Origin of the sequence: Streptomyces sp. NBC_00554 (genome assembly GCF_041431135.1) — a bacterium.
Lineage (GTDB): Bacteria > Actinomycetota > Actinomycetes > Streptomycetales > Streptomycetaceae > Streptomyces.
This window is the reverse complement of record NZ_CP107799.1, coordinates 5,536,421-5,558,774: the sequence shown is the minus strand read 5'-3', so window position 1 is coordinate 5,558,774 and position 22,354 is coordinate 5,536,421. Positions and strand designations below refer to the sequence as shown.

21 protein-coding genes and 1 pseudogene are annotated in these 22,354 nt (G+C 72.3%); 13 read left to right on the top strand and 9 right to left on the bottom strand.

The window, feature by feature from the left end:
- Positions 1 to 75 precede the first annotated feature (75 nt).
- Positions 76 to 786, bottom strand: coding sequence for a PH domain-containing protein (locus tag OG266_RS24515; RefSeq protein ID WP_371548430.1), 711 nt, complete (start codon positions 784 to 786; stop codon positions 76 to 78).
- A 123-nt stretch (positions 787 to 909) separates the two neighbouring features.
- Between OG266_RS24515 and OG266_RS24510 the strand changes: the two genes are divergently transcribed.
- From OG266_RS24510 to OG266_RS24500, 3 genes and pseudogenes are all read left to right on the top strand, one after another.
- The gene (locus OG266_RS24510) at positions 910 to 1,407 is read left to right on the top strand and encodes an ATP-binding protein (RefSeq protein WP_371548429.1); all 498 of its coding nucleotides are present in this window, start codon (positions 910 to 912) and stop codon (positions 1,405 to 1,407) included.
- A gap of 156 nt (positions 1,408 to 1,563) precedes the next feature.
- Positions 1,564 to 2,409, top strand: coding sequence for a helix-turn-helix domain-containing protein (locus OG266_RS24505; RefSeq protein ID WP_371548428.1), 846 nt, complete (start codon positions 1,564 to 1,566; stop codon positions 2,407 to 2,409).
- Positions 2,390 to 2,592, top strand: a pseudogene (locus tag OG266_RS24500) (hypothetical protein); the annotation flags it as partial. The gene OG266_RS24505 and the pseudogene OG266_RS24500, both read left to right, overlap by 20 nt.
- A gap of 246 nt (positions 2,593 to 2,838) precedes the next feature.
- On the opposite strand, the gene OG266_RS24495 reads toward OG266_RS24500, so the two are convergent.
- A complete protein-coding gene (locus tag OG266_RS24495) occupies positions 2,839 to 3,765 on the bottom strand; it encodes a DUF3027 domain-containing protein (RefSeq protein WP_326722332.1) in 927 nt (308 codons plus the stop codon).
- A 546-nt stretch (positions 3,766 to 4,311) separates the two neighbouring features.
- Here OG266_RS24495 and OG266_RS24490 point away from each other — a divergent pair.
- From OG266_RS24490 to OG266_RS24475, 4 genes are all read left to right on the top strand, one after another.
- A complete protein-coding gene (locus OG266_RS24490) occupies positions 4,312 to 5,736 on the top strand; it encodes an MFS transporter (protein WP_266459584.1) in 1,425 nt (474 codons plus the stop codon).
- Between the two features lie 81 nt (positions 5,737 to 5,817).
- A complete protein-coding gene (locus tag OG266_RS24485; protein WP_266459581.1) occupies positions 5,818 to 6,357 on the top strand; it encodes a DUF2771 domain-containing protein in 540 nt (179 codons plus the stop codon).
- Complete coding sequence (locus OG266_RS24480) at positions 6,327 to 7,091, top strand: futalosine hydrolase (protein WP_371548426.1); 765 nt, start codon at positions 6,327 to 6,329, stop codon at positions 7,089 to 7,091. The genes OG266_RS24485 and OG266_RS24480 overlap by 31 nt, the downstream gene beginning before the upstream one ends.
- Positions 7,075 to 7,929 carry a 1,4-dihydroxy-6-naphthoate synthase gene (locus tag OG266_RS24475; RefSeq protein WP_371548425.1) on the top strand — a complete coding sequence of 285 codons (855 nt, stop codon included), beginning with the start codon at positions 7,075 to 7,077 and terminating at the stop codon, positions 7,927 to 7,929. Before OG266_RS24480 ends, OG266_RS24475 begins: the two co-directional genes overlap by 17 nt.
- A gap of 41 nt (positions 7,930 to 7,970) precedes the next feature.
- Here the strand turns inward: OG266_RS24475 and OG266_RS24470 are convergent, their stop codons facing one another.
- Positions 7,971 to 8,354, bottom strand: coding sequence for a cold-shock protein (locus tag OG266_RS24470; protein WP_323178289.1), 384 nt, complete (start codon positions 8,352 to 8,354; stop codon positions 7,971 to 7,973).
- 216 nt (positions 8,355 to 8,570) lie between these two features.
- On the opposite strand from OG266_RS24470, the gene OG266_RS24465 reads away from it, so the two are divergent.
- On the top strand, positions 8,571 to 8,828 hold the full coding sequence (locus OG266_RS24465; protein ID WP_266459572.1) for a hypothetical protein: 258 nt from the start codon (positions 8,571 to 8,573) through the stop codon (positions 8,826 to 8,828).
- Here the strand turns inward: OG266_RS24465 and OG266_RS24460 are convergent.
- A complete protein-coding gene (locus tag OG266_RS24460) occupies positions 8,798 to 9,448 on the bottom strand; it encodes an HAD family hydrolase (RefSeq protein ID WP_371548424.1) in 651 nt (216 codons plus the stop codon). The two genes, OG266_RS24465 and OG266_RS24460, sit on opposite strands and share 31 nt — an antisense overlap.
- A 271-nt stretch (positions 9,449 to 9,719) precedes the next feature.
- Entirely contained in the window at positions 9,720 to 10,706 is a 987-nt protein-coding gene (locus OG266_RS24455) for a hypothetical protein (RefSeq protein ID WP_371548423.1), read from the bottom strand.
- Positions 10,707 to 10,885: 179 nt separating this feature from the next.
- Between OG266_RS24455 and OG266_RS24450 the strand changes: the two genes are divergently transcribed.
- Positions 10,886 to 13,447: a helicase-associated domain-containing protein gene (locus OG266_RS24450; protein WP_371548422.1), complete on the top strand. Its 2,562-nt coding sequence runs from the start codon at positions 10,886 to 10,888 to the stop codon at positions 13,445 to 13,447.
- Between the two features lie 13 nt (positions 13,448 to 13,460).
- Here OG266_RS24450 and OG266_RS24445 read toward each other — a convergent pair whose 3' ends face one another.
- A complete protein-coding gene (locus OG266_RS24445; protein ID WP_371548421.1) occupies positions 13,461 to 14,000 on the bottom strand; it encodes a hypothetical protein in 540 nt (179 codons plus the stop codon).
- Positions 14,001 to 14,192: 192 nt separating this feature from the next.
- Here OG266_RS24445 and OG266_RS24440 point away from each other — a divergent pair, with 192 nt between their 5' ends.
- Positions 14,193 to 15,845 (top strand): DNA repair helicase XPB, encoded by a 1,653-nt coding sequence (locus tag OG266_RS24440; RefSeq protein WP_266459563.1) that lies wholly within the window; start codon positions 14,193 to 14,195, stop codon positions 15,843 to 15,845.
- Here the strand turns inward: OG266_RS24440 and OG266_RS24435 are convergent.
- Both OG266_RS24435 and OG266_RS24430 read right to left on the bottom strand, forming a co-directional pair.
- The gene (locus OG266_RS24435) at positions 15,794 to 16,951 is read right to left on the bottom strand and encodes a glycosyltransferase 87 family protein (protein WP_371548420.1); all 1,158 of its coding nucleotides are present in this window, start codon (positions 16,949 to 16,951) and stop codon (positions 15,794 to 15,796) included. The two genes, OG266_RS24440 and OG266_RS24435, sit on opposite strands and share 52 nt — an antisense overlap.
- Before the next feature lie 93 nt (positions 16,952 to 17,044).
- Entirely contained in the window at positions 17,045 to 17,224 is a 180-nt protein-coding gene (locus tag OG266_RS24430; protein WP_371548419.1) for a hypothetical protein, read from the bottom strand.
- Positions 17,225 to 17,565: 341 nt separating this feature from the next.
- Between OG266_RS24430 and OG266_RS24425 the strand changes: the two genes are divergently transcribed.
- Positions 17,566 to 19,623 (top strand): AAA family ATPase, encoded by a 2,058-nt coding sequence (locus OG266_RS24425; protein ID WP_371548418.1) that lies wholly within the window; start codon positions 17,566 to 17,568, stop codon positions 19,621 to 19,623.
- 26 nt (positions 19,624 to 19,649) lie between these two features.
- Here the strand turns inward: OG266_RS24425 and OG266_RS24420 are convergent, their stop codons facing one another.
- A complete protein-coding gene (locus OG266_RS24420) occupies positions 19,650 to 20,345 on the bottom strand; it encodes a copper homeostasis protein CutC (protein ID WP_371548416.1) in 696 nt (231 codons plus the stop codon).
- Between the two features lie 223 nt (positions 20,346 to 20,568).
- Here OG266_RS24420 and OG266_RS24415 point away from each other — a divergent pair, with 223 nt between their 5' ends.
- On the top strand, positions 20,569 to 21,225 hold the full coding sequence (locus tag OG266_RS24415) for a hypothetical protein (RefSeq protein ID WP_371548414.1): 657 nt from the start codon (positions 20,569 to 20,571) through the stop codon (positions 21,223 to 21,225).
- A 45-nt stretch (positions 21,226 to 21,270) separates the two neighbouring features.
- Positions 21,271 to 22,338 carry a GNAT family N-acetyltransferase gene (locus OG266_RS24410; protein ID WP_266459552.1) on the top strand — a complete coding sequence of 356 codons (1,068 nt, stop codon included), beginning with the start codon at positions 21,271 to 21,273 and terminating at the stop codon, positions 22,336 to 22,338.
- Positions 22,339 to 22,354: the final 16 nt, after the last annotated feature.

Genomic DNA, 22,354 nt, shown 5'->3' with positions numbered 1-22,354 from the left:
GTGACGATGAAGGTACCGCGAGGCGGCACCGGGCGCCCCGCCAGCCCACGCCGAGGTCGAGCCACCCGGCGAACGCTAGGCGTGACCCGGGGAACGCCGGGCGGCGAGGGTCTCGCCAAGACGGTCCAGGAGGAGAAAGAAGACGGGGAGGCAGAGGAGCGGGATGCCCAGGAGGAGCAGGAACGAGAGCGTGGGCCCGTCGGTGAAAATCATCCAGAAGTCGCGGACGAACAGGGCGACCACGACGACCACGCTGGCGCCGGACGCCCGCTGCCACGCCGTGCGCCGTCGCGCCCCTCGCCGGATGCGCTCCTCCACCTCGGGCCGCGTCTCAAGGGACGTGAGCCCGAGCCGTACGGCGGTGGCGCACAGGCCGGCGGCCTCGGCGATCGGGTCGTCCAGCTGAAGCTCGTCGAGGTGGGGGAGGCGAACCCGGCGCCCGTCGGTGCGGTAGAGATACGCCGGCCAGTGGGGGCTGCCCCACCTGCTGTTCTCGACCCGGATGCCGTAGATCTCGGTCCAGGCCCAGGTGCGGGTGCGCAACGGCCCTCGTACGGTGATCCCGTCGGCCGTGACGAACGTCCGCACCCGCCACTGCTCCAGGACCACGCGGACACCGACGGACATCCAGAGCGCCGGGACCATCACGGCCGAGGCCTTCAGTCCGGACAGCGTCGTCGCGTTCAGTACTCCGATGGCGACTATCACCGCCACGGCCACCAGGATGACGTACACAGTCGGCACAACCCGCCGCCCGCGGTACTCCCGCTCGATCCCGTCGTTCATCGCGACTCCCCCGCTTTCAAGGCCCTGCATGGCAGACGTATGAGGGCGGGGGGATGTTATATCCGGTCTCTGTGAACGCGTCCGGGCCAGAGTGCGCCGGTCAGATCCGGGAGCCCCTTTAGCGTGCCGCTGTCCTCCACGCCACGCGGAGCCTGTATCGCCCGCCTGCTCGCCACGGAGCAACTCCGCGACTGGGGCCTCCCGTTGGACCCGATGGCGCACATCGTGGCGGATCTGGCGGCGAACGCGGTCACGCACGGTCGGGTCCCGGGCCGGGACTTCCGGCTCACGCTCTACGTCGTCGGCGACACCCTCCGTATCGAGGTCACGGACACGAGGGGTGAGCGTGCCCCGCAGGCTCAACACCCCGCCACCGACGCGGAGTCGGGCCGGGTCCTGCTTCTCGTGGACGCCCTCGCCGACCGCTGGGGCACGAACACGGGTCCGCACCCTCGCAAGACCGTATGGGCCGAAGTCACCCTCCCGTCGCCGTCACCACCGAAGCTCAGCCCTCTGAGCTCCGGTGACGCGGGCGGTCTCTCCAAAGAACCAACGGGGAGAAAGAACCCTCACCAAGCCCCACCCCTCCCGCCCGCAGCGCAAACTCACTCGCGCGAGTGAACATCGCCAACTCAGCTGGATTCGGGACCGGTTGCCTGCCCTACGCTCAGCGCGACAAGCACGGACAACCGAGACAGCCACAGACATACGACGGCCCTCGCCGGGACTGGCATCCCAATGCGAGGGCCTGACCACCAAGGAAGTCAGACCTTCCCGATGGACACGAAAAACCCTAGCGCTCCCGCGCGCCCCCAGTCCCGTACTCGGGCCAGGAATCACCCCCACTCCGGCGTGATTCACGACAACGCCCGCCACACCGAGCGCTTCACGGTGGTCGGCAACCACCTCGCCCAGCACCCGGAGTTGTCGGGCCTCGCGATCGGACTGGCCGTCCACATCCAGTCCCTCCCCACCGGCGCCTCCGCAGACATCAAGACCCTCGCGGCCCGCTTCCCGGAGAGCCCGGCCCGTATCGCCGCCGCCCTGCGCGAGTTGGAAGCCCACGGCTACCTGCGCCGCACCCGCGAACGCGTTCCCGGTGGCCGCATCGTCACCCGGACCGTGTCTTGCAACCGGCCCGGACACCGCGACCAGGCCGCCGACACCCCGAAGCCACCGCGCCGCCGCCCGGACGCCACCCCACCCCGTAAGAAACTCCCGCCCGTCCCGCAGCCCGCCTACCGCTCCCCCACCCTCCTCCAACAGGCGACCGACCTCCTCGCCGGCCTCCGTCGCCAGGACCCCCGCCTCCTCCTCTCGGCCACCGACGCCGAACACCTCGCTCCCGGCGTCGCCGCCTGGCTGGAGCGCGACCTCACCCCCACCGCCGTACGCCACGCCCTCACAGCGGACCTGCCACCCGAGGACCTACGCCGCCCGGCCGCCCTCCTCGCCCACCGCCTGACCGCCCAACTGCCACCGCCGCCGCCGTTCCGAGCCCCGGCCCCACCCCCGGACGTACGGCACCCGCTCCAGAACTGCGACGGCTGCGACCACGCGTTCCGCTCCCTCACGCCAGGTCGCTGCCGCCACTGCCGAACCGATCTTCCGGAGCGCGCCTAGCGCCCTGCGCGCGGCCTTGGCCGTCGTTGCCCCGGTCCGCCTGGGGAGATGCAGGCCACGAAGGACGAAGCCTTTGCACAGGCTGTCGAGTGGCAGTCCCTGAGCCCGTTGCAGAGCTGGGTCCTGATATGGGCCAGGGATATCGAGATCGCCCGCCGCCCCGAACTTTCCTCTCGTCTTGCGGTACCGCGAGGCGGACGGGCACCCTGCGCTGGTGCGGGGCTGGGAGTTTTTCGCCCCCTCCGCCCCTACCCGTCCCTTGTTCCTGGGGGCTGCCGCCCCCAGACCCCCGCATCGCGCTGACGCGCTCGTCCTCAAACGCCGGACGAGCTGGAGTTAGCCCCTCCGGCGTTTGAGGAGCGGGGTCTGGGGCGGAGCCCCAGGAACGGGACGGGAAGGGGCGGAGGGGGCGAAGAAAGCCCGTCCTGCCTACGAGTGGCCCAGTTCCGCCGAGGACTCGTCCGCCGTAACCGAGACCGAACCGGAATCCGGGGCGGGGCGGAGGGGGAAGGGGTCCACCCGGGTCTCGTCGATCACGTGCGGCGCCGGACGCGGTGGTGCGGGCATGACCGCGGCCTCGGAGTGCCCACCACAGCCGTAGGCGAGCGAAACGACATGACCATCAGCCGGTGAGAACTCGTTCGCGCAGACTCCGAACGCCTGTCCGAGCGAGCCCCCGATCCGGTTGAGGAAGCCGCAGCTGACGCACGACGCCGGCGCGGCCTGCGCCATGGGCGTCTTCGGCCCGTACGACTCCTCCCAGCGGTCGGCCGCGACATGCAGCCCGTACCGCGACAGGACGCGCGCACGGCGCAGCCCCAGCTCCTCGGCGACCGACGCGATCGAACCGCGCATCGGCGAGAGGAGCAGGCCCGCGGGCGTCACACCCGAGACCTCGGCGTCCTCCGCCTCCACCAGCTCGGCCATCTCCTCGGAGAGGGGCGAGTTCGGCGGGGGCTCGTCCTCGCCGGTGTAACCCGGCTCAAGGCGCAGATCCTCGGCGTCCGTGGGCAGCAGGTCGCCCGGGCCCAGGTCACCGGGGCGCAGGCGCTCGCTCCACGGCACCCACTCGGGGGCGAGGAGGGAGTCCGGGCCGGGCAGCAGCACGGTTTCGTCGAGGGTGACGAGCTTCGCGCGGGAGGCGCGGGCGACGGTCACGGCCCAGCGCCAGCCGCGGTAGCCCATCTCCTTGCACTCGAAGAAGTGCGTGACGACTCGGTCCCCTTCGGAGACCAGCTCCACATGCTCGCCGACGACGCCGGGTGCGGCTGCCTCCTCGGCGGCGGCGCGGGCGAGGTCGACTGCCTCGGCGCACAGGCGGTCGGGGGTGCGGCTTCGCGTGGTCGCTGCGCTCACAGGTATCGCTTCTCTCCTACGCCGTCTCACGGGTGCGCCATTGCTCGGCGGGGGTGCGGACGGAGCGGACCAGGGGACCGCGTCGACGTCCGCGCCCGATCGCGCTCGGGCGCACCTACGTCATCCATTCTGCGGGATGGCCGAGAGGCGCGCGGCCGAGAACAATCGCCACTAGCGCGCTACGCACGCTACCTTCTCCTGGCCCCTGGGCCCACACCGGCGGGCCTCTTCGGCGCTCCGCGCCGGGTTTTTCGCCGCTCCGCGGCCCCCACTCCGGCCGCTCCGCGCCCTGATTCCCGCCGCTCCGCGCCGGATCTTTCCCACCCACCCGCCCGTCTCGGTCGGCTGGAAAGCACCGAAAAACCCCGACTGCGCCGGAGGCGCCACCAGCGCACCGAAAGGGGCCCGCCCGGGGATGCGCCCACCAGAACCCAGGCCCGCCCCCGCCAAAATCCCGCCCGAGGCACCCACCCCGCGGGCCCCCACTCGGCCCCCATACGCGCGGTAACCGCACTACGCACCCCCATCTCGGGGCACTATGACGGAGTGGCAGCCGCAAGGTCGCCCCACGGAGCCACCGGGATCGGCGGGGCCAAGGGGACCAACCGGAGTGGCGGATCGGCCCGAGTGAGCGGGCCCGTCCGTGCGGTCGGTCGCGCCCTGCACTTCCCGGTGACGGGGACGGCGCGCGGTATCCGCAAGGCGACGCACGCGCACGGGGCGGGTGAGTCCGGGCTCGGGAAGCTGATCGAGCTGCACGGAGTGAACGGCGCAGGTGACGTCATGATCACCGTCGCCCTCGCCTCCACCGTCTTCTTCTCGGTGCCCACGGACGAGGCCCGCGGCCGCGTCGCGCTGTACCTCGCCATCACCATGGCGCCCTTCACCCTCCTCGCCCCCGTGATCGGGCCGCTCCTGGACCGCCTCCCGCACGGCCGCCGCGCCGCGATGGCGGGCGCGATGCTCGCCCGGGCCTTCCTGGCGCTGCTGCTGTCGGGCGCGGTGGTGACCGGCGGTATCGAGCTGTATCCCGCCGCGCTGGGCGTGCTGGTGTCGTCGAAGGCGTACGGGGTGGTGCGCAGCGCCGTGGTGCCACGACTGCTGCCACCGGGGTTCTCGCTGGTGAAGGCGAACTCCCGGGTCACCCTCGGCGGGCTGCTCGCCACCGGTGTGGCCGCGCCGATCGGGGCGGGGCTGCAGGTGCTCGGCCCGCGCTATCCGCTCTACGGCGCCTTCGTGATCTTCATCGCGGGAATGTTCCTGTCGTTCTCGCTGCCGCCCAAGGTCGACTCGGCCAAGGGCGAGGACAAGGCGCTCCTGGCGGCGGATCCGGAGCATCTGCACGGGCCGCACCTGAAGAAGGTCAAGCGCCCGGGGCTGCGCACGGTCGGTACGGCCGTCACGCACGCGCTCGCCGCGAACGCGTCCCTGCGCTGCCTCTCCGGCTTCCTGATCTTCTTCCTCGCGTTCCTGATGCGCGAGCATCCGCTGGCCGGGGCGAGCGCGGCGGCCTCGCTGGCGATAGTGGGTATCTCGGCGGGCGTGGGCAACGCGCTCGGCACGGCGGTCGGCGCATGGCTGAAATCGCGCGCTCCGGAGATCATCATCGTGACGGTCGTCGCGTTCGTGCTGGCGGCCGCGATCACCGCCGCGGTGTTCTTCGGTGCGGTCGTGGTGGCCTGTCTGGCCGCGGTCGCGGGGTTCGCGCAGGCTCTCGCCAAACTGTCCCTGGACGCGCTGATCCAGCGGGACGTGCCCGAACTGGTCCGTACGTCGGCCTTCGCGCGCTCCGAGACGATCCTGCAGATGGCCTGGGTGATCGGCGGCGGCATCGGCATGGCGCTGCCCCTGAACGGCACGCTCGGCCTCTCCGTGGCCGCCGCGATCGTCGCCACCGGCTGGCTCACCACCGTGCGGGGACTGATCGGGGTGGCCCGGCACGGGGGCCGTCCGCGGACACGCGTGGCATGACCCGGCACGCACCTCACGCGGGGGGCGGCACGCCGTACCCCAGGTGGGGGGAGCGGTGGGCGTGCCCGATAGCCTTCGCCCATGACCTCCCTGCCCCGCGGCAGAGCCGCTATTGAATCTGTTCTTGGATCCGTTCCCGGATCCAATGGATCTTCTGGATTCAGCGCCGCGCGCCGCCGTCGCGCCGTTGCCGTTGTCGGAGCCGTGTCCGCCGGACTTCTCACCCTGTCCGCCTGTGACAAGCCGACGCCGCTGGCCACCATCACGGTCGGCGACAACTCGGTGAGCTCCGAGACCGACTGCTACAACGACGGCAAGGAGGTGAAGGCCGAGGAGCTGGCCAAGTGCCTCAAGTCCAAGGACATCAAGTCCATCAAGGTCGACCCCGACGAGACCGTGCGGTTCGGTGTGGACCCCGACATCGCCGAAAAGGGCTGGACGATCCTGATGAACGGTCAGCCGCTGACCGACTCCAGCAAGAAGACGTACCGCACGATCCCGGGCAGCGTGTTCTTCAACGCGCAGTACGGCGCGAGCGGCAACTCCACGCTCGTCTCCATCAAGGAGGGCGACACGACGGTCAGCGGTCTGTGGTCCTTCACGCTCAAGAAGGACTCCTGACCACGTCTTCCGTACGTGCGGCACGCATCCTCGTAGCCACCGCGGTCCCGGTCGAACGGGACGCGGTGGCCCGGGCGTTCACACCCCCCGCCGCCCGTGAGGTCCCGCTGCCCGGGGCGACCCTCCACCGGGCCGGTGCCTTCGACCTCCTCGCCGCCGGCGTCGGTCCCGCTCTCGCCGCCGCGTCCACCGCCGGGGCCCTCACCGCGGCCGCCCTTGCGGACACCCCGTACGGCCTCGTCGTCTCGGCGGGCATCGCCGGCGGTTTCCAGCCGGACGCGCCCGTCGGCTCGCTGGTCGTCGCCGACGAGATCACGGTGGCGGATCTGGGCGCGGAGACCGCGGACGGTTTCCTGACCGTCACCGAGCTCGGCTTCGGGGTCGTCAGCCACCGTCCACCCGAATCACTCGTACGAGACGTCGCGGCGGCCACGGGTGGACGCGCCGGGACGGTACTGACCGTGTCCACCGTGACCGGCACCGCCGCCCGCGCCGCCGGACTGCGCGCCCGCCACCCCCGCGCCCTCGCCGAGGCGATGGAGGGCTTCGGGGTCGCCGAGGCCGCCGCCGCGCACGGCGTGCCCGTGCTTGAGCTGCGCGCGGTCTCCAACCCCGTCGGCCCGCGCGACCGCGCCGCCTGGCGCATCGGCGAGGCCCTCGCGGCACTCACCGAGGCTTTCGGGAAGCTGGCGCCCGTCCTGGAGAGTTGGAACCCACATGACCGCACTCACTGAGCCCCTGCAGATCGCGTACTCGCCCTGCCCGAACGACACCTTCGTCTTCGACGCCTGGGCCCACGGCCGGGTGCCGGGCGCGCCCGCGCTCGACGTCACCTTCGCGGACATCGACATCACCAACGGCATGGCCGAGCGCGGCGAGTTCGACGTACTGAAGGTGTCGTACGCCGTGCTGCCGTACGTCCTCGACGAGTACGCGCTGCTGCCGTGCGGCGGTGCGCTCGGCCGGGGCTGCGGGCCGCTGGTCCTCACCCGGGAGCCGGAGGCCGACCTTACGGGCCGTACGGTCGCCGTGCCGAGCGAGAGGTCGACGGCGTATCTGCTCTTCCGCCTCTGGGCCGCGGACGTCCTGCCCGGCGGGGTCGGCGAGATCGTGGTCATGCCGTTCCACGAGATCATGCCCGCCGTACGGGACGGGAAGGTCGACGCGGGACTCGTCATCCACGAGGCGCGTTTCACGTACCAGAACTACGGGCTGCACAAGCTCGCCGACATGGGCGAGCACTGGGAGCGGACGACCGGACTGCCCATCCCGCTGGGCGCGATCATCGCCAAGCGCTCGCTGGGCGAGGAGCGGCTGACGGCGCTCGCCGCAGCGGCCCGTACGTCGGTCCGCATGGCCTGGGACGACCCGGAGGCCTCCCGCCCCTACGTCCTGGAACACGCCCAGGAGATGGACCCCGCCGTCGCCGACCAGCACATCGGCCTGTACGTGAACGAGTTCACGGCCGATCTGGGCGACGACGGATACGCGGCGATCCGGGGGCTGCTGACGCGTGCGGCGGCCGAGGGGCTCGTGCCGCCCCTCGGGCCGGATGCGCTGAACTTCCCGTAGTCGGTTGCCGGTCGGCTGGGGCCTGTCCGGCGGATCAGGTCCTAGACGTCGAGCTGGTCGGCGACCGCTCGCAGCAGGCCTGCGATCTTGCTGCCGGAGGCCTTGTCGGGGTAGCGGCCCCTCTCCAGCATCGGCGTGATGTTTTCGAGGAGGGTCGTCAAGTCCTGGACGATGGAGGCCAGTTCGTCCGGCTTGCGGCGCTGTGCGACCGCGACGGAGGGGGTCGGGTCCAGGAGGATCACCGAAAGCGCCTGGTCGCCGCGCTGGCCGGCGACGACGCCGAATTCCACGCGCTGGCCGGGCTTGAGGACTTCGACTCCGGCGGGCAGGACCGAGGAATGAACGAAGACGTCGCCGCCGTCGTCGCGGGAGAGAAAGCCGAAGCCCTTCTCGCTGTTGAACCATTTGACCTTGCCGGTAGGCACGTCTGTCCTCGTCCTCGTACTCGTCGGAAACTGCTCTGGAAACTTGCTGGGTAGTGCTTTGCAACTGCTCGGCTCGTGCGCGGCAACTGCTCGGAAACTGCTCTGGATAGCACTACAGCGGGTCGTCGGACCCGCCTGTACCAAGGCTAATGGTCCGGCGGCTGCTGACAAGACGTCGCCGGATTGTTCCTTCGCGCTGGGAACTACCCTGGTCGGGTGCGTGACAAAACCCAAGCGAATTCCGCAGAAGCCGGTGACCGGCTGATCCGTGCCGGTGCCATCGTGTTCTTCATCGGTGCCGTGGCCACTCTGGTCACCGTGGCCCCGCTGTTGCTCGATACGACGCCATTCCCGACGTACATGTTCGGATTGAGCATGTTCATGGGCGTCGGCTTCCTGATGGCCGGCGCGGGGGTGTTCCAGTCACTCGCCGCGGGACGCCGTCAGGCGCGCGCCGCCCGCGTCCCGCGGTAGTCCGCCAGCCAGGCCGGGAACTCCGTCAGGTCGGCGAGCACGACGTCCGCGCCCGCCGCGCGCAGTTCCGCCGCGTCGCAGGGGCCGGTGGGCACCGCTACGGCGTACGCGTCCGCGGTGTGTGCGCCGCGGACGTCGCCGGTGTGGTCGCCGACGTACACGCTCGCGCCGTGTTCGCGCAGCGCCTCCGCCTTGCGCTCCGCCCACAGGTTGCCGATGACCGCGTCCGGTTCGATGCGCAGGTGCTGGAGGTGGAGCTTGGCGTTGGGCTCCCACTTCGCGGTGACGACGACCGCGCGGCCGCCTGCCGCCTGGACCGCCGCGATGGCCTCGCGGGCGCCGGGCATCGCGGGGGTGGCCTTGATCGCGTACGTGGGGTACATCTCGCGGTAGACGTCCGCTGTCGCGGCGACGTCCTCCGGCGGGAACCAGTTGACGAGCTCCTCCTCCAGGGGTGGCCCGAGCCGCGTCACCACCAGGTCGCAGTCGATGTACGTACCCGTCCTCGCCGAAAGCGCCTGGTAGCAGGCGTGGATCCCGGGCCGGGAGTCGATCAGGGTCATGTCGAGGTCGAAGCCGATGGTGAGGGGGGTGAGGGGGCGCGGTGTCATGTGGGTCATTGTGCCGAGGGGGGTGGGGGGTGGGTTTTTCGCCCCCTCCGCCCCTACCCGTCCCTTGCTTCCTGGGGGCTCCGCCCCCAGACCCCCGTATCGCGCTGACGCGCTCGTCCTCAAACGCCGGACGGGCTAAAAGATCTCCCCCGGCCGGGGCGAAAGATTTCAGCCCCGCCCGGCACAATCCAGCCCCTCCGGCGTTTGAGGAGCGGGGTCTGGGGCGGAGCCCCAGGAACAAGGGACGGGTAGGGGCGGAGGGGGCGAAAAACCACCCCCGTCACCCCCGCCGCTGCGACCGCCAGGCCAAATAAACCGCCGACCCCACCGCCGCCCCCCGCACAACCCACGGCCACGTCTCCCCGATCGCCTCGTTCATGTGGCCCTCGGCGATCGGCTCGCCCCAGCGGTCGTTCATCCGCCCCCACAGCCAGACGATGCCGGCCGTGGCCGCAAGGCCGGGCAGCACGAGGACGGCGCCCTTCGACTCGGCGGGGGTCAGCCGACGCGAGGCGTAGGCGATGAGCCAGCCGAGGACGAGGGCGAACCAGTTGCCGAGGACGGCTCCCGCGACGAGGAGCGCGGCGGCGAGCAGGAGGAGGGGGTTGCTCCACCCGCCGAGGCGCGGGAGTCGCAGGAGACGACGGCGCGGAGCCCGGACTTCAGCCTCGTCCTCGACCTCGACCTCGGGCACCGCTTCCTTGGCGGCCACCTCGTCCTTCTCCACTGGCGGAGGCTTCAGTATTTCGGGAATCTCCACCCCGCCCACGAACCCCGGCACGCTCTCCCCGAGCCCGAGCGGAGTACTCCCCACCCGCCACCAGTCCGGCTGAGTCGCGCTGTCCCCCAGCTCCTGCGCGCTCGCGAGATGCGGCGGCGCGGGAACGTCGTCGTCGAACGCCGGGGCGGGACCGGACTCCGCGGGCCGCGGCCGGGGCACGACGCGGCGCAGGCCCTTGGGGCGGGGCGCCGGTTCGTCGGCGTGCCGCTGGGTGGGGACGGCGGCCCAGGAACCCGTCCCGGCGGCCTCCCCCGGGGTGCCCGCACCCGCGGCGGCGACGATCTCGTCGGGGGTGCCGAGGCGGTCGAGGATGCGGCGGACGGCGGCGGGGCTGTCGGCGGCGGCCTTCGCCCGGCGGCGGTCGATCTCGTTGCGCAGTTCCGACACGAGCCGCATGCGCGTGGCGGACGGCACCTGGCGCTGCTGGGCCAGGTCTCCGACCCGGCTCAGATAGTCGAAGACGAGCTGGTCGCTCTCAATTCCCACGAAGTCCCCTCCGAGGGGCGCGCGTTGGATACCTCGTGGTCACGACGGTACCGGGTTTTGCATACCCGCCGCTCCCGAGCGATCGGGCCCTTCCGGCGCGCGGGGAACGGGGTCCGGACCGGAGCCCCGGGCCGGGGAGGTCAGGGGCACAGCAGGTGAAACCCGCTACCGTTGGCCGGATGAGCACCGAGGAGCACACCACCACGGACCCCGCCCCCGCGGGGAACGCTCCGCGTTCGCTGGCGGAAGCCCTCCGCGCACGCGACGACGCCTCGCTGTCCGCCCTCCTCCGTAGCCGCCCGGACCTGATCACCCCCGTCCCCACGGACCTCACGCAGCTGGCGACCCGGGCGGGCACCCGCGCCTCGGTCGTCCGCGCCCTGGAGCGTCTGGACCGGTTCGCGCTGCAGACGGCGGAGGCGCTGGCCGTGGCGCCCGAACCGGCGGCGTACGACGAACTGCTCGCCCTGCTGGCGGGCGACGACCGTGACCCGGCGGTCAACCAGGCCTTCCCGCGGGCCCTCGGCACGCTCCGCGAGCAGGCCCTCGTCTGGGGGCCCGACGACCGGCTGCGGCTCGTCCGCACGGCCCGTGAGCTGCTCGCGCCGTCCCCGCAGCACCCGTCCCCGACGGGTCTTGGCCCGACGGTCGCGGAGGCCACGGCGGGCATGTCGCCGGGCCGGATCCAGGAGATCGTGACCGCGGCCGGGCTGCCGAGCACCCATGACTCCGTGTCGGCGGTGGCGTCGCTGACCGGCCTGTTCACGGATCGCGCCAGGATGTCGGCGCTCCTCGACGAGGCCCCGGCCGAGTCGGTGGACGTACTGTCCCGGCTGGTGTGGGGGCCGCCGTACGGGCAGGTGACCGCCGACCCGGCCCGCCATCTGCGCTGGCTGATCGCGCGGGGGCTGCTGCTGCCGACGGCGCCCGGCACGGTCGTACTGCCCCGGGAGGTGGCCCTGCACCTGCGGGCGGGCCGCGCGCACCGGGTCACGGAGCCAGTGGGGCCGTCCGTCGAGCCCGCGGCGACGCACCGTCCACAGGTTGTGGACAGCACGGCGGCGGGCCAGGCGTACACGGCCCTCGCCACCGTCGAGGAGCTGCTGAAGGACTGGCACGAGGGCGGTCCGGCCGTGCTGCGCGCGGGCGGGCTGAGTGTGCGGGATCTGAAGCGGACGGCGGTGGCGCTGGACGTGTCGGAGCCGGTGGCCGCGTTCTGGGTCGAACTCGCCTATGCGGCGGGCCTGTTGGCGTCGGACGGGGTGGCGGAGGAGCGGTACGCGGCGACGCCCAAATACGACGAGTGGCTCGAGCTGCCGGCCGCCGAGCGCTGGGTCGGGCTCGCCTCGGCGTGGCTGGCGTCGACCCGTACGCCGGGCCTGGTCGGCGGGCGGGACGCGAAGGACCGTACGTTGTCGGCGCTCGGCCCGGGCCTGGACCGCTCCGCGGCCGTCGAGGTCCGCCACCGCGTCCTCGCCCTCCTGGCCGCCCTCCCCGAAGGCGCCTCCCCCACCCAGGCCTCCGTCCTCGCCCGCCTCCAGTGGGAGCGCCCCCTGCGAAGCCCCCAGTCGACGGACGACCTGCGCACCCGGCTCGCCCGATGGACCCTGTCCGAGGCGGAGTCGCTGGGCGTGACGGGCCGGGGGGCGCTGTCGGCGCAGGGGCGGGCGCTCCTTGGCTTGCCACCGGCGACTCCCCAGGACGCGGAGCCCGCAGGGCCCGGCGACAAGCTCCCCGTCCACAAGCGCCCGCACCCGGCCCCCGAGTCCGCCCGCTCGCCGGCCGAGCAGGCCGCGGCCGGCGCCCGGGCGGCCCGGCTCCTCGCCCCGCTCCTGCCCGAGCCCCTGGACCACGTCCTCCTCCAGGCGGACCTGACCGCGGTCGCGCCGGGCCCGCTGGACCGCCCGCTCGCCGACACGCTCGGCGTCCTCGCGGACGTCGAGTCGAAGGGCGGGGCGACGGTGTACCGCTTCACGCCGGGGTCGGTGCGGCGGGCGCTGGACGCGGGCCGGTCGGCGTCCGATCTGCACGCGTTCCTCGCCGCGCACTCGCGGACGCCCGTCCCGCAGCCGCTCACGTATCTGATCGACGACGTGGCGCGCAGGCACGGCCATCTGCGGATCGGCTCGGCGTCGGCGTACGTGCGGTGCGACGACGACTCGATGCTGAACGAGATCCTCGCCGACAAGCGGTCGCAGGGGCTGCGCCTGAGACGCCTCGCGCCCACCGTGCTCGCCGCGCAGGCCGAGCCGGCGGCCCTCCTCGAAGGGCTGCGCGCGATGGGTTTCGCGCCCGCCGCCGAGTCCGCGGAGGGCGACGTCCTGATCACCCGCGCGCACGCCCACCGCACCCCGCCGCGAACGGCGCCCGCGCCCGTCCCGGACGGCCCGCCGGTCCCCGACGCCACCCTCCTCGGCGCCGCGGTGCGCGCCATCCGCGCCGGCGACCTGGCCTCCACGACGCCCCGCAAGCCCAACGCCGCCGATCTGCCCGGCAGCGCCGACCTGCCCCGCACCAGCCCCGCCGAGACCCTCGCCACCGTGCAGGCCGCCGTCCTCACCGGCGAGGCCCTCTGGATCGGCTACGTCAACGCCGAGGGCTCCGCCACCCAGCGCGTCATCGCCCCGATCCGCGTCGAGGGCGGCTTCGTCACGGCGTACGACCACACGGCGGACGAGGTCCGGACGTATCCGCTGCACCGGGTGACGGGGGTCGCGGAGCTCGCGGAGGACGCCGGCTGACCGGCGGGATCGGTCAGCAGTCCGTGACCCGGGCGTCCGCGGGGAGGCCGAAGTGGGCGCGGGCAGCGGCTTTCAGGGACGTGTCCGACATGGCGCCGTCGAGTTCGGATTCGGTGAAGAAGCCGAAGTGGTCCTTCTCCCACTCCGCGTAGCCCGCGCCGTCCGGCGGTTCCTCCCGCGATACGACTCGGTAGCCGCCGTCCGTCTCCCGCTTCAGCCGCACCACCTGCGGGTATTTGGAACCGCCGCACTCCACCAGGGCGCCGCCGCGCTCCCCGTACTCCATGCACAGCGTGGTGACACCCGCCCGTACGAGGCCGTCGCGCTCCTGGAGGTCCACGGCCTCCGCCCGGCAGAACCAGCGCGCTCTGAGACCGGGCACCGTCTCTCCGTACCCGCTGCCCCGCGAGTCGGCCGCGAGCCGGGCCTCGATCACCGGCCGTACCTCGCCCCACAGGCGGGCGTCGACGTCCTTCGGCCACAGCACCCACGCGCCCGTCGCCACCAGCACCGCCGTGGCTCCCAGGCCCGCCCCCCACCTGCGTACCGACATCACCGCGAGCTCCTCACCGCGCCGCGCGCCTGCGCCGCTTCCGCCGGTCAAGACAGTTGTCGGGGGTCCGGGGTTGCACGCGGGGTCCGTCCACTGTGAGCTGCGCCCCGCCGCGATCGTCCGCCGGTGATGCACACTGGACGTTTGGCCAAGCACCCGCGCATGGGTGCCGCCGCGCAGAAAGGTACGGGCGTGAACGGACCTCTCATCGTCCAGAGCGACAAAACACTCCTGCTCGAAGTCGACCACGAGAAGGCCGACGCCTGCCGTCGGGCCATCGCGCCGTTCGCCGAGCTGGAGCGGGCGCCCGAGCACATCCACACCTACCGGGTGACACCGCTCGGGCTGTGGAACGCGCGGGCGGCCGGGCACGACGCCGAGCAGGTCGTGGACGCGCTCGTCGAGTTCAGCCGCTATCCCGTGCCGCACGCGCTGCTGGTGGACATCGCGGAGACCATGGACCGCTACGGGCGGCTCACCCTCAGCAAGCACCCCACGCACGGTCTGGTGCTCACCACCACCGACCGGCCGATCCTCGAGGAGATCCTGCGGTCGAAGCGGGTCGCGCCGCTGGTCGGCGCCCGGATCGACCCGGACACGGTCCTCGTGCACCCCTCCGAGCGCGGGCAGATCAAGCAGACGCTGCTGAAGCTGGGCTGGCCGGCCGAGGACCTCGCCGGGTACGTCGACGGCGAGGCGCACGCGATCGACCTTGACGAGACCGGCTGGGCGCTGCGGCCCTACCAGCGGCAGGCCGTGGAGAACTTCTGGCACGGCGGCAGCGGGGTCGTCGTACTCCCCTGCGGGGCCGGCAAGACCCTGGTCGGCGCCGGTGCCATGGCCGAGGCGAAGGCCACCACCCTCATCCTCGTGACGAACACCGTCTCCGCCCGGCAGTGGAAGCACGAGCTGGTGAAGCGGACGTCGCTGACCGAGGAGGAGATCGGCGAGTACAGCGGTACGCGCAAGGAGATCCGCCCCGTCACCATCGCGACGTACCAGGTGCTGACGACGAAGCGGAAGGGCATCTACCCGCACCTGGAGCTCTTCGACTCCCGCGACTGGGGACTCATCCTCTACGACGAGGTGCACCTGCTGCCGGCTCCCGTCTTCAAGTTCACCGCCGACCTCCAGGCGCGCCGCCGTCTCGGTCTGACGGCCACCCTCGTACGCGAGGACGGGCGCGAGTCGGACGTGTTCTCCCTCATCGGGCCGAAGCGGTTCGACGCGCCCTGGAAGGAGATCGAGGCGCAGGGGTACATCGCGCCCGCCGACTGTGTCGAGGTCCGCGTCAATCTCACCGAGACCGAGCGGCTGGCCTACGCCACCGCCGAGACCGAGGAGAAGTACCGCTTCTGTGCGACGACCGCGACCAAGCGGAAGGTGACGGAGGCGCTGGTACGGCGGTTCGCGGGGCAGCAGATCCTGGTGATCGGCCAGTACATCGACCAACTCGACGAGCTGGGCGAGCACTTGAACGCGCCCGTCATCAAGGGCGAGACGAGCAACGCGCAGCGCGAGAAGCTGTTCGGCGCCTTCCGTGAGGGTGAGATCTCCGTCCTCGTGGTGTCCAAGGTGGCGAACTTCTCCATCGACCTGCCCGAGGCGACCGTCGCCATCCAGGTGTCGGGGACCTTCGGTTCCCGGCAGGAGGAGGCACAGCGGCTCGGCCGAGTGCTGCGGCCGAAGGCCGACGGCCACCAGGCGCACTTCTACTCCGTCGTCGCCCGCGACACCATCGACCAGGACTTCGCCGCCCACCGGCAGCGGTTCCTGGCGGAGCAGGGGTACGCCTACCGGATCATGGACGCCGATGAGCTCCTTGCGGCGGACAAGGACGGCTGAGCCGCCAGCAGGGCCAGTCCCAGCAGGGGGTACGGCGAGGCCAACAGCTGCTGCCACCAGGGGAGTTGCAGGTCCAGGTCGCCCTGGTGCGGGACCAGCCAGAGGGTACGGGCCGTGAAGACGACCGTCGCCGCCGCGGCCAGGTGGAGGCGGCGTTCGGCGTAGAGGACGGCGATCAGCGGTACGCACCACACCCAGTGGTGCGACCAGCTGATCGGGCAGACGAGCAGGGCCGTGGTGGCGGTGATCAGGATGCCCCAGCGGTCCTGGGGGGCGCGGCGGGCCAGCCAGAGGCCCGCGCAGGCGACGGCCACCGCGGGCAGCGCCCAGGCGAGGCCCGGCTCCCGTTCCCCCAGTGCGCGGGCGATCAGCCCCTGGAGCGACTGGTTGTCGACGATCCACACCTTGCCGACGCGCCCGGTCTCGTACAGCCGCCGGGTGAAGAAGTCGACGCTGGCGGCGGGGAGTACGAGCGCACCGAGCAGTACGGTCCCGGCGAAGGCCGACACGGCCGTGGCCGCCTCCCGTCGCCTCCCCCTGAGCAGCAGGTACGCGATGAAGAGGGCCGGCGTCAGTTTCACCCCGGCGGCGATGCCGAGCGCGATTCCCTTGCCGCGGGCGCCGGTCGGGCGGGTCAGGTCCCAGAGGATCAGCACGGCCAGGGCGAGATTGATCTGGCCGAACAGGACGGTCTGGAAGACGGGTTCGAGCCAGAGGGCGAGCGCGGTGGCGGCGCAGACGGCGGGGGCTCTCGCGGGCAGGTCCGCGAGGCGGCAGGAGAGCCGGACCAGCGCGGCCAGCAGGGCCACGTTCCCGGCGGCGAAGGCCAGCTTGAGGGCGCCGAGGGGGAGCCAGGTCGTCGGCACGAAGAGGAGCGCCGCGAAGGGCGGGTACGTCGCGGGCAGCCGCCACTCGGTGACGGTGAACCCGTAGAGATCCGTGCCGTTCGCCACGGCCGCGCCCTCGGCCCGGTAGACCAGTACGTCGGCCATGGGGGCGTGCGTGACGACGCACAGCGCGGAGAAGGCGGCGAGGGAGACGATCAGCAGGGTTCGCGCGGAGGCGACTTCACTGGGTGAGCGGCGGATCACGTTCCGTTGAAGCACGGAGTGACCCTAGTGTCCGGGCAGTTCGGCCCGGCGGACGGCTCACCGCTGCGGGACGGGTGTACGACTCACCGCTGCGGGTCGGTCATACGGTCACCGTCGCCGTACGCCCGCCTCCTCTCCGTACTCGCCGAGGAGGACCACGCTGAGGGCCGCACCGGCGAACACCTTGACGGCGCGCAGGGCGTCGCCGACGCGGTGGCGCTGGTGGGTTCCGGAGGCGGCGGTCGCGCCGGTGCGGACAGGGCCTGGGGTGAAGGTAGCTGCGCTCATGTATCCATGGTGGAACTCGCGGTCCCGAATGGCGTCACCCCCCGGACCGAACCCCGGCGGCCCCTTCGTACACCTGCGGGCCGCCCCTCGTACGCCTCACGACGGACCCCGACCCCTAGGGCTCCTACGGGCGTACCCCTGAGGCCGCGTAGAACGGGCGTACCGCTGAGCCGCGCAGAACGGGCGTGCTGAGCCGCGTAAAAAAGGGTTGGCCCCGGCATCCCCCGCTCGCCTAGAATCTCCGCTCTTGCCCGCCTCCCCGCACGGAGCGCCGCCGGCCGGACGGAAACCGGACGGCATCCAGGAATCACCCACACCGCAGGTCTCCCGGAGGCACCCCCTTGTCCAGCCCGTCCGACCATCCGCTCCACACCGACGACCCCCTGTCCCGCGAGCGCGCCCACCTCGGTGACTCGCGTGCCGCCCTGCGCGCGATGCGCGAGGACGTCGAGAACCTCGACATCAAGGACGTCACCGCGAACTGGGTGAACGCGGCGGTCCTCCAGCACCAGATCGACGAGCGCATCAAGGCCCTCGCCGACCTCAGCCACACCCCGCTGTTCTTCGGGCGGCTCGACTACCTGCACGCTCCGGGCGCCGACAAGGCGGAGGGCGCGGAGGGCGAGCGCTTCTACATCGGGCGGCGGCACGTCCACGACGCCGACGGCGATCCGATGGTCATCGACTGGCGCGCGCCGGTGTCGCAGCCGTTCTACCGGGCCTCGAAGCGGGATCCGATGGACGTCGGGCTCAGGCGCCGCTTCGGTTACACCGGCGGGGACCTCACCGCGTACGAGGACGAGCACCTCTCCGACCCCACCGAGACCGCGGCCACCAGCAAGCTGCTCCAGCAGGAGATCGAGCGCCCGCGCGTCGGCCCGATGCGCGACATCGTGGCGACCATCCAGCCGGAGCAGGACGAGATCGTACGGGCGGGACTGTCCGGCTCCGTCTGCGTGCAGGGCGGTCCCGGCACCGGCAAGACGGCCGTGGGCCTGCACCGTGTCGCGTATCTGCTGTACGCCCACCGCGAGCGGCTCGCCCGCACCGGCACCCTCGTCATCGGGCCGAACAGGTCCTTCCTGCACTACATCGAGCAAGTGCTCCCCGCCCTGGGCGAGTTGGAGGTCAAGCAGGCGACGGTCGACGACCTCGTCGCCCATGTGGAGGTCCGGGGCACGGACGGCGCCACCGCCGCGGTCATCAAGGGCGACGCCCGGATGGCGGAGGTGCTGCGCAGGGCCGTCCGCTCGCATGTGACCCTGCCGACCGAGCCGGTCATGGTCGTACGTGGCTCGCGGCGCTGGCGCGTCCCCGCGTACGAACTGGAGGAGATCGTCCGGGAGTTGCTGGACCGCGACATCCGGTACGGCGCCGCCCGCGAGGCGCTTCCGCAGCGGATCGCGCATGTGGTGCTGGTCCAGATGGAGCGCTCGGGCGAGGCGCCGGACGACCGGGTGCAGGACGCGGTCGCCCGCAACGCCGCCGTGAAGGCCGCGGTCAAGGCGATCTGGCCGCCCGTCGACCCCGCCAAGCTGGTCCTCCGGCTGCTCTGCGACGCGGACTTCCTCGCCGTACACGCGGCGGGAATCCTCGACGAGGACGAGCAGAAGGAGATCCTCTGGCAGAAGCCGGCGCGGTCCGTGAAGGCCGCCAAGTGGGCCCCGGCCGACGCCGTGCTGATCGACGAGGCCACCGACCTCGTCCAGCGGACGCACTCGCTCGGGCATGTCGTCCTCGACGAGGCGCAGGACCTCTCCCCCATGCAGTATCGGGCGGTGGGGCGGCGCTGCACGACCGGTTCGGCGACCGTGCTCGGCGACCTGGCGCAGGGCACCACGCCCTGGGCGACGCGGAGTTGGGCCGAGGCGCTCGGTCATCTCGGCAAGGGTGAGGCCGTCATCGAGGAGCTGACGGCCGGTTTCCGCGTCCCCACCGACGTCATCACGTACGCGTCCAGGCTGCTGCCGCACATCGCGCCCGGGCTGACGCCGGTGGCGTCGGTGCGCGAGAACCCGGGCTTCTTCGACGTACGCCCGATCACGGCGACCGGTGAAGTGGTCGCCGCCTGCGAGGAGTTGCTCCGCAACGAGGGCTCGACAGGGCTGATCGCCGCGGACGCCCGGATCCCGGCCCTGGCCGAGGCGCTGACGGAGGCCGGGATCACCTACCTCGCTCCGGGCGAGGAGACGACCCTCGACACCCGCCTGACCCTCGTGCCGGCCTCGCTGGCCAAGGGTCTCGAGTACGACTACGTGGTCCTCGACGAACCGCAGGCCGTGGTCGACGGCGAACCCGACGAACGCACCGGCCTGCGCCGCCTGTACGTCGCCCTGACCCGAGCGGTCTCGGGCCTGACCGTGACACACGCGGCACCACTGCCGGCCCAACTGGGTTAGGACCGGACAGCACACCTAGGGCCCGGCTACGCGTCCAGGACCCGCCGCCACTCCCCTACCGCCTCCGCCGAGACCGGCCCGGTCCAGCCGCCGGGCCGGGCGGCGCCGCCGATGTGGAAGGCGTCGATGCCCGCGGCGCGCAGCTGCGGCACGTGGTCGAGGCGCAGCCCGCCGCCCACCATGATCTGCGGCTCGTAGCCGGGTTCACCGCGGCGCGCGGCCTCGACGAGGAGGGTGGGCAGGCCGTCGTCGACGCCGTCGGGGGAGCCGGCGGTCAGGTAGGCGTCGAGGCCGGGCAGGTCCGCGAGCTGCTTGCGCAGGGCGTCGCGGTCGGCGGCGCGGTCGATCGCGCGGTGGAAGGTCCAGCGGCAGCCGTCCAGTTCGGCGACGATCCGCTCCACGGCGGTCAGGTCCACGCCGCCGTGCTCGTCGAGGAACCCGAGCACGAACTCGTCGGCCCCCGCGGTGCGCAGCTCACCGGCGACGCGTACCAGCGCGTCCACATCACCGGCCGCGAAGCCGTCCGCGAGCCGCAGCATCACGCGCAGCGAGACGTCGACGGCGGCCCGGATCCCGGCGAAGGTCTCCACGTCCGGGGTGAGCCCGTCCGCGGCCATGTCGGTGACCAGCTCAAGGCGGTCCGCGCCTCCGGCCTCAGCGGCGACCGCGTCCTCCACACCGAGGGCGATCACCTCCAGGACTGCGCGCCTACGCTTACTCATCGGACCTCTTCCCTTGGGCGGCTACAGGTCTAGTCCAATCAAAGCGTACGCGAGATCGGTTCTTCAGCCCCTCCGGGGAGGTTCCAGCCCGTCCGGCGTTTGAGGACGAGCGCGAAGCGCGAAAGGGGGGTCTGGGGGCGCAGCCCCCAGGAACGGGACGGGAAGGGGCGGAGGGGGCGAACAAACCCCACCCCAGCCCACCCGGCACCCGCACAATGACCCCATGCCCGACCTCGACACCCTCCGCACCCGCTGGACCCACGCCCTGGAAGGCGCCCGCTCCCCCGGCGAACAAACCCCCGACCCCACCCCCTACGCGGACAACCTCCTCACCCGCTGGCAGGAGCCCCAGCGCCGCTACCACACCCTCACCCACCTCACAGCGGTCCTCGACCACATCGACGCACTGGAGAAGTACGCGGACACCCCCGACCTGGTACGCCTGGCCGCCTGGTTCCACGACGCCGTCTACCTCCCGGACCGCTCCGAGAACGAGGAACGCTCGGCCCACCTGGCCGAACGCGCCCTCCCCGAAGCCGGTCTTTCCGACCCCGACACCGCGGAGGTGGCCCGCCTGGTCCGCCTCACCGTCACCCACGCCCCCGCGGACGACGACCGCAACGGCCAGGTCCTCTGCGACGCCGACCTGGCGATCCTGGCCGCGTCCCCACCGGCGTACGCGGCCTATACGACGGCCGTCCGCGAGGAGTACGCCTTCGTCCCCGCCGAGGCGTTCCGCGAGGGCAGAGCGGCGATCCTGCGCCAGCTGCTCGACCTGCCGAGACTGTTCAGAACGCCGTACGGCGAGCGGGAGTGGGAGCGGCGGGCCCGCGAGAACCTGCGGACGGAGCTGACACGGCTCGGCAGCGCCCCCGGCTGAAAAATCGGGTACGTACGCGACCGCGGTCGCGCCTACCCTCACCCCATGGGAGACATGGGTGGGGACCAGGTGTCGGAGGCCGTGGCGGGCAGTGCGGCGCTGCTGCGGACGTTGAGCGGGCGGGACTGGGACGGGGTCAAGGCGGGCCGCCTGGCGTGGAGTTGCCGCGAGACCGCCGTGCACATCTGCTCCGATCTCATCGCGTACGCGGGGCAGCTGGCGGGGCGCGCCACCAAGGCGTACGTCCCGTTCGACATCACCATGGAGGACGGCACCGACAACGCGGGCGTCGTCGACGTGATCGAGACGACCGGCGCCCTGCTCGCCGCCACCGTCCGCACGACACCCCGCGAGGTGCGCGCCTTCCACCCGTACCCCTTCCGCAGCGCGAACCGCGAGGGCTTCGCCGCGATGGGCGTCGCCGAAGTCCTGCTGCACACGCACGACATCGCCGAGGGCCTCGGCGTCCCGTACGAGCCCGCGGCCGCGCTCTGCGAGGACGTACTGACCCGGATCTTCCCGCACGTCAGGCCCGGCCCGGACCACTGGCGCACCCTGCTCTGGGCGACCGGCCGCGGCGAACTGCCTGGCCGCGCCCCGGTCACCGAGTGGCGCTGGAGCAACAACCTGGTGATCGGGTCCGAGCGGCTCACGCTCCAGGGAGTCACTCCGGCGGCCGCCGCCGATCTGCGGGCAGGCGGCACGGGCGGCTTCGCGTGGGTCGAGGGCGGCCCCTTCGAGGGCACGCGGGAGGCCGCCGGGATGGTCGTGAAGGCGTACGAGGCCGGGGTGCACCGCCCCGAGTGGGGCCTCTTCGTCCTCGTACGCACCGAGGACGGCCGCGCGGTCGGCGGCATGGGCTTCCACGGCACCCCGGACGAGGAGGGCCGCGCCGAGGTCGGCTACGACCTGGCGGAGAAGGCCCGTGGCAACGGCTACGCGACCGAGGCCCTGCGCACCCTGGCCGGCCGGGCGCTCGCGCACGACGACGTGAAGGTGCTGTTCGCGGCCGTCGACCGGGACAACATCCCTTCCCAGGGCGTCATTTCACGCGCCGGGTTCACACGGGTGAGCGAGGACGGTGAGCAGTTCGCGTACGAGCTGCGGAGCTGACTGCTCGCGTCCGGGC